The 5634-nt window shown below is 56.7% G+C and carries 7 protein-coding genes, 1 tRNA gene and 1 pseudogene; all 9 read left to right on the top strand.

Annotated elements, in window-relative coordinates; all coding sequences use genetic code 11:
* A pseudogene (locus HHJ19_RS13970) lies at positions 1–143 on the top strand (IscS subfamily cysteine desulfurase); the annotation flags it as partial.
* A 74-nt stretch (positions 144–217) separates the two neighbouring features.
* The gene (gene iscU / locus HHJ19_RS13965) at positions 218–613 is read left to right on the top strand and encodes a Fe-S cluster assembly scaffold IscU (RefSeq protein WP_296908391.1); all 396 of its coding nucleotides are present in this window, start codon (positions 218–220) and stop codon (positions 611–613) included.
* A gap of 29 nt (positions 614–642) precedes the next feature.
* The gene (gene iscA, locus HHJ19_RS13960) at positions 643–966 is read left to right on the top strand and encodes an iron-sulfur cluster assembly protein IscA (protein ID WP_296908389.1); all 324 of its coding nucleotides are present in this window, start codon (positions 643–645) and stop codon (positions 964–966) included.
* A gap of 96 nt (positions 967–1062) precedes the next feature.
* Positions 1063–1581, top strand: coding sequence for a Fe-S protein assembly co-chaperone HscB (hscB, locus tag HHJ19_RS13955; protein ID WP_296908387.1), 519 nt, complete (start codon positions 1063–1065; stop codon positions 1579–1581).
* A 38-nt stretch (positions 1582–1619) separates the two neighbouring features.
* Entirely contained in the window at positions 1620–3482 is a 1863-nt protein-coding gene (gene hscA / locus HHJ19_RS13950; RefSeq protein WP_296908385.1) for a Fe-S protein assembly chaperone HscA, read from the top strand.
* Positions 3483–3519: 37 nt separating this feature from the next.
* Positions 3520–3858, top strand: coding sequence for an ISC system 2Fe-2S type ferredoxin (fdx, locus tag HHJ19_RS13945; protein ID WP_296908383.1), 339 nt, complete (start codon positions 3520–3522; stop codon positions 3856–3858).
* Between the two features lie 116 nt (positions 3859–3974).
* The gene (gene dnaQ / locus HHJ19_RS13940) at positions 3975–4697 is read left to right on the top strand and encodes a DNA polymerase III subunit epsilon (RefSeq protein WP_296908381.1); all 723 of its coding nucleotides are present in this window, start codon (positions 3975–3977) and stop codon (positions 4695–4697) included.
* A 31-nt stretch (positions 4698–4728) separates the two neighbouring features.
* Positions 4729–4803 (top strand) — tRNA-Val (locus HHJ19_RS13935).
* Between the two features lie 357 nt (positions 4804–5160).
* Positions 5161–5634 (top strand): lytic murein transglycosylase (locus tag HHJ19_RS13930; protein ID WP_296908379.1); only part of this gene is annotated, 474 nt, incomplete at its 3' end.

Below are 5634 nucleotides of genomic sequence, written 5' to 3'. Positions count from 1 at the left end.
GCCGGTGGACGACCGAAGGAGAAATTGACTACGCGGTTGCCACCATCAAGGAAAACGTGGCCAAGCTGCGTGAATTGTCACCTTTATGGGAAATGTTCAAGGATGGCGTGGACTTGTCCACCATCCAGTGGGCAGCACACTAGTCAAACAGGCCTCCAGATGAACTTTTGGAAGTCCAGAAGTCATTTTCCCGGTATCTAAAAATCAGGAGTTAATCATGGCATACAGTGAAAAAGTGGTAGACCACTACGAAAATCCACGCAACGTAGGCTCTTTTGACAAGGGTGACGAAACCGTGGGTACAGGCATGGTCGGTGCACCGGCTTGCGGCGACGTGATGAAGCTGCAAATCAAGGTCAACCCTGTCACGGGTGTGATCGAAGATGCGCGTTTTAAAACCTATGGTTGCGGTTCGGCCATTGCCTCCAGCTCACTCATTACCGAGTGGGTCAAGGGCAAAACTCTGGATGAAGCCGCCAGCATCAAAAACAGCGCCATCGCCGAGGAACTCGCGTTGCCGCCTGTCAAAATTCATTGCTCCATCCTGGCGGAAGACGCCATCAAGGCTGCTGTGAACGATTACAAGCAAAAACGCACCGAAGCTGCCCATTGATCAACTCGTTTAATTTCTGAGCAATCTAAATGTCCGTTACCCTCACCGACGCTGCTGCCCGCCACGTGACCCGCTACATCGTCAAGCGCGGCAAGGGCGTGGGCGTGCGTTTGGGCGTCAAGACCACAGGTTGTTCCGGCTTGGCCTACAAGCTCGAATATGCCGATGAAATCGCACCTGAAGACGTGGTGTTTGAAGATAATGGCGTCAAGGTGCTGGTTGATCCCAAAAGCATGGCTTATATCGACGGGACAAAGCTCGACTTTGTACGCGAAGGCCTGAACGAAGGTTTCAAGTTCATCAATCCGAATGAGCGGGACCGGTGCGGGTGTGGTGAGAGCTTTCGGGTTTGAACGACGAAACTAGCGAACGCTTGCCATCTCGCGTCATAGTGCGCCATCTTCTCCCGAAGCCGCCCTCACAGCCTGTGCTGGCGGTTTTTTCCTGACATGAATCTTCAATCAACCGACTTCGAGCTTTTCGGCATTCCCATGCAGTTTTCGCAGGACAGAGCGCAGCTTGATGCACGCTGGAAAGAATTGCAGCGCGAAGCGCATCCCGACAAATTTGCCGCCCAGGGCGCTGCAGCGCAGCGCGTGGCCATGCAATGGTCGGTGCGCATCAATGAGGCCTATCAACGGCTTAAAAATCCTTTGAAGCGTGCCAGCTATTTGTGCGAATTGAACGGCGCGCCCATCAATGCGGAGGACAACACCGCCATGCCGGCGGATTTCCTGATGCAGCAAATGGAGTGGCGTGAAGCCCTTGACGAGGCTAAAACGGTTAAGGATCTAGAAGAATTGGCCTTGCAGTCCAAGTGCAACGGGCTTAAGCAGCTCTCAAAAGTAGAGCAAATGCTGGATGGCAATCGGGACTTTCTGGCAGCGGCCCAGCAGGTCAGAAGCCTTATGTTTATCGAGCGCTTTGCCAGCGAGGTCGATGCCCGCATCGACCAGCTGGGACAATAAAGTATTACAAAAAGCACAGCAAAGAATAGAAAAGCGCCATGGCACTCCTGCAAATATCCGAACCCGGCCAAACGCCGGATCCCCACCAGCGACGCATCGCGGTCGGCGTTGATCTGGGCACCACGAATTCGCTGGTGGCAAGTGTGCGCAATGGTGCGTCTGAATGCCTTCCCGACGCGCAGGGGCGTGTGCTTATGCCCAGCGTGGTGCGTTATTTGGATGCCGACCACCGGCAGATTGGTTTTGAAGCCCTGGCGGCCCAGGTGGAAGACCCGTGCAATACCATTTCCTCGGTCAAACGCCTGATGGGCCGGGGCATTGATGACATCGGCAATCGTGCACAGTTCCCGTATCAGTTCAACGACAAGCCTGGCATGGTTACGCTGCAAACCGTCGCCGGCGAAAAAAGCCCGGTCGAGGTCAGTGCTGAAATCCTGGCTGCATTGCGTCAGCGCGCCGAAGACAGCTTTGATGACGACATTTACGGCGCCGTGATTACCGTGCCCGCGTATTTTGACGACGCCCAGCGCCAGGCGACCAAGGATGCGGCGAAATTGGCCGGGCTCAATGTGCTGCGCCTCATCAACGAGCCGACTGCAGCGGCGATTGCCTACGGCTTGGACAATGCGAGTGAAGGCGTTTATGCCGTCTACGACCTGGGTGGCGGCACCTTTGACATTTCCATCCTTCGCTTGTCGCAAGGTGTGTTTGAAGTGATCTCCACTGGCGGCGACTCCGCACTCGGTGGTGACGACTACGACCGCGCGCTGGTTGAGTGGGCCCTGGTCAAAGCCGGGCTGGCGGCGGATACATTGACAGCGTCCGACAAAGCAGCCTTGCAGCGGATGGCGCGGGCCTGCAAGGAGGGCTTGTCGGCGGCGCCATCGGTGCCATTTTCCGTGCAGCTGGCCAAGGCGTCGGTCAATTTCGAGATGAAGGCAGAAGATTTTGAGACGGCTTGTGCCCACCTCACGCAACGCACTCTCGCAGCGGTTCGCAAAGTTTTGCGTGACGCGAGTCTGGGCAAAGAAGACATACAGGGGGTGGTGCTGGTAGGTGGATCGACGCGCATCCCGCAGGTACGCAAGGCGGTGGCCAGTTTTTTTGGCCGCGAGCCCCTGACCAATCTCAATCCTGACGAAGTGGTGGCGCTCGGCGCGGCGATTTCCGCCAACCAGTTGGCGGGCAACAGTACGGGTGAAGATTTACTCCTGCTCGACGTGATTCCGCTCTCGCTCGGCATTGAAACGATGGGCGGGCTGGTGGAGCGCATTGTGCCGCGCAACCAGACCATTCCCACGGCCATGGCGCAGGACTTCACCACTTATCAGGATGGGCAGACTGCACTGGCCCTGCACGTGGTGCAGGGTGAGCGTGATCTGGTGGCTGACTGCCGCAGCCTGGCCCGTTTTGAGTTGTGCGGTATCCCGCCCATGGTCGCAGGCGCTGCGCGCATCCGCGTGACCTTCACGGTGGACGCTGACGGCCTGCTCAGCGTCAGTGCCAGGGAGCAGGTAAGCGGCGTCGAAGCGCGTATTGACGTCAAGCCGTCGTATGGCCTGTCGGACGAGAAGATTGCCCGCATGTTGCAGGATAGCTTTTCAACCGCTCAGCAAGACATGCAGGCGCGTACGCTCGCCGAGGCGCAGGTGGATGCTGACCGCATGATTCTTGCCACAAAGAGCGCCCTGGCAGCCGACGCGGACCTGCTCGACTCCGGCGAACTGATGCAGATTGATGTCCTCATGGCAGGTGTTGCCGACGCCCGCGCGCAAGGCAATGCCGCCGCAATTGAAACGGCCACGCAGGCATTGGCCAAAGGCACTGAGGCTTTCGCCGCGCAGCGCATGAACCGGGGCATCCAGAAAGCCCTGGCCGGAAAAAACATCGAGTCGGTCTGAAACTCTGCTGCCCAATCCATCACGCACGATTGACACCATGCCCATCATTAAAATACTGCCTCACCCCGACTACTGCCCTGAAGGCGCTGAGATTTCGGCGCCAGCGGGAACGTCCATATGTGAGGCCATGCTCGACAACAAGATCAATATCGAGCACGCCTGTGACATGAGCTGCGCATGCACGACTTGCCATGTCATCGTACGGGAGGGTTTCAATTCGCTGAATGAGCTCGACGAAAGCGAAGAAGACCTGCTGGACCGCGCCTGGGGCCTGGAGCCCAATTCGCGCTTGAGCTGTCAGGCATTGCTGGCTCAGGGCGATGTAACGGTGGAAATACCCAAGTATTCCATCAACCATGCAAAAGAAAACCACTGACATATGTCGCGGTTTCCGGGCCTGTACGCAACGCTCGAGCGTGCTGGCAAGGTGCTGATCCTTTTGCGCATCTCTTTCCCGCCGACAGGCTCTCTCTCAGAGCGATAATCCGGGGCATGCGCCAAATCGTACTAGACACAGAAACTACGGGTCTCTCCGCTGAAAACGGCGACCGCATCATCGAAATTGGCTGTGTTGAACTGGTGAGGCGAAAGCTCACTGGCAACAACAGGCATTTTTATTTGAATCCTGAACGCGATAGTCATGTGGATGCGCTCAAGGTTCACGGCATCAGCAACGAATTCTTAAAGGACAAACCCAAATTTTCCGCGGTGGCGGCTGAACTGCTCGAATATCTGCAGGACGCTGAAGTCATCATCCACAACGCGCCATTTGACATAAGTTTCCTCAACAAGGAACTCGAACTCATGGGTGGCCAGCCGCTCAGGTACTGCGTGGCGAAGGTGACTGACACCTTGATGATGGCTAAGGAAGTGTTTCCTGGCAAGCGCAATTCACTGGATGCTCTCTGTGATCGCCTGGAGGTTGACAATTCCGGCCGCACGCTGCATGGAGCCTTGCTAGATGCCGAGTTGCTGGCTGATGTCTACATCAACCTTACACGGGGGCAGAACAGCCTGATGATGGAGGTGGGCGACAGTAGTCAGCAGGGCGAGCACGCCCCCGTTGTAGATTTGAATACGTTTGAACTGCCGGTGTTGGCAGCCAATGATCAGGAAATAGCTGAGCATGAAAAATTGCTGGCCGGCATGGACAAAGCCAGCAAAGGCCAGACAGTTTGGCGAACTGCAACTGGCGCGATCGAAAAAGTAGCTTGAAAAGCAGCCTATAATAAAAGGCTTATCGAAAGGGCGGTTAGCTCAGGGGTAGAGCACTGCATTCACACTGCAGGGGTCGCAAGTTCGAAACTTGCACCGCCCACCAATAAATTCAATGAAATCAAGGACTTAGCTTTACGGCCAAGTCTTTTTTTATACCTGTACGGAAATAGTACGGAAAACACATATCTGTTTTCCGTACTATTTGCCCCGTCACTGTGTTGATGCGGAGGGCAGTTTGATCAGGGCTGCCGAAAATCAGTGATCACTCTGTAAATCACGAACGCCCCCAAAGTGATTGCGGGTTGCCGAGCAGATGTCCCTGGTCAGTCAAAATCGGCAGCCCCTGATCAAATTGGTGTCGGCGGACAACACCTGTATTCGACGAGCGCGTGCAGTGCAGCGTCATCGGTACCGAGGGCGTCAGATCACCCTGGTTCCAGGAACGACGAGAATGGAACGAATGCAAACACCATCCCGTTTTCCAGCGTCAGCGCGCTGCTGGCTTGTTCACGCGTTGCTGGCGATCTTCGCGGTTGCGGGTTGCGCCTCCGCACCATCGGTCCAAACCAAGGCGCCGGCTCCATCGACGGTCGGCGCCAGCCCGACCCCAGCCGTATCCGACGAGGTCGAACACAGCCAGAAGTTTGCCCGCTGGGTGACCGAGTTCAGCACCATCGCACGCGCAGCCGGCATCGACGAGGCAACGCTCAAAATCGCATTCGACAACGTCCGCCTCGTCCCACGCGTCATTGAATCGAATCGGGCGCGGCCCGAGTTCACCCGCACTGTATGGGACTACCTCGACGGCGCGCTGTCGACGCAGCGAATCGACCGTGGCCAGGACAAGCTGCTGCAACTGCGCCCCGAAGTCGACACCATTGCAGCGCGATACGGCGTCCCGACAGAGGTCCTCGTCGCGATCTGGGGCATGGAA

Source organism: Polaromonas sp. (assembly GCF_012927415.1).
Taxonomy (GTDB): domain Bacteria; phylum Pseudomonadota; class Gammaproteobacteria; order Burkholderiales; family Burkholderiaceae_C; genus Polaromonas.
This window is presented reverse-complemented; position numbering and strand designations above follow the sequence as displayed.

Coding starts and splice junctions, on each gene's coding strand:
- iscA (WP_296908389.1), top strand. CDS start 643: ATGTCCGTTACCCTCACCGACGCTGCTGCCCGCCACGTGACCCGCTAC.
- fdx (WP_296908383.1), top strand. CDS start 3,520: ATGCCCATCATTAAAATACTGCCTCACCCCGACTACTGCCCTGAAGGC.
- iscU (WP_296908391.1), top strand. CDS start 218: ATGGCATACAGTGAAAAAGTGGTAGACCACTACGAAAATCCACGCAAC.
- hscA (WP_296908385.1), top strand. CDS start 1,620: ATGGCACTCCTGCAAATATCCGAACCCGGCCAAACGCCGGATCCCCAC.
- hscB (WP_296908387.1), top strand. CDS start 1,063: ATGAATCTTCAATCAACCGACTTCGAGCTTTTCGGCATTCCCATGCAG.
- dnaQ (WP_296908381.1), top strand. CDS start 3,975: ATGCGCCAAATCGTACTAGACACAGAAACTACGGGTCTCTCCGCTGAA.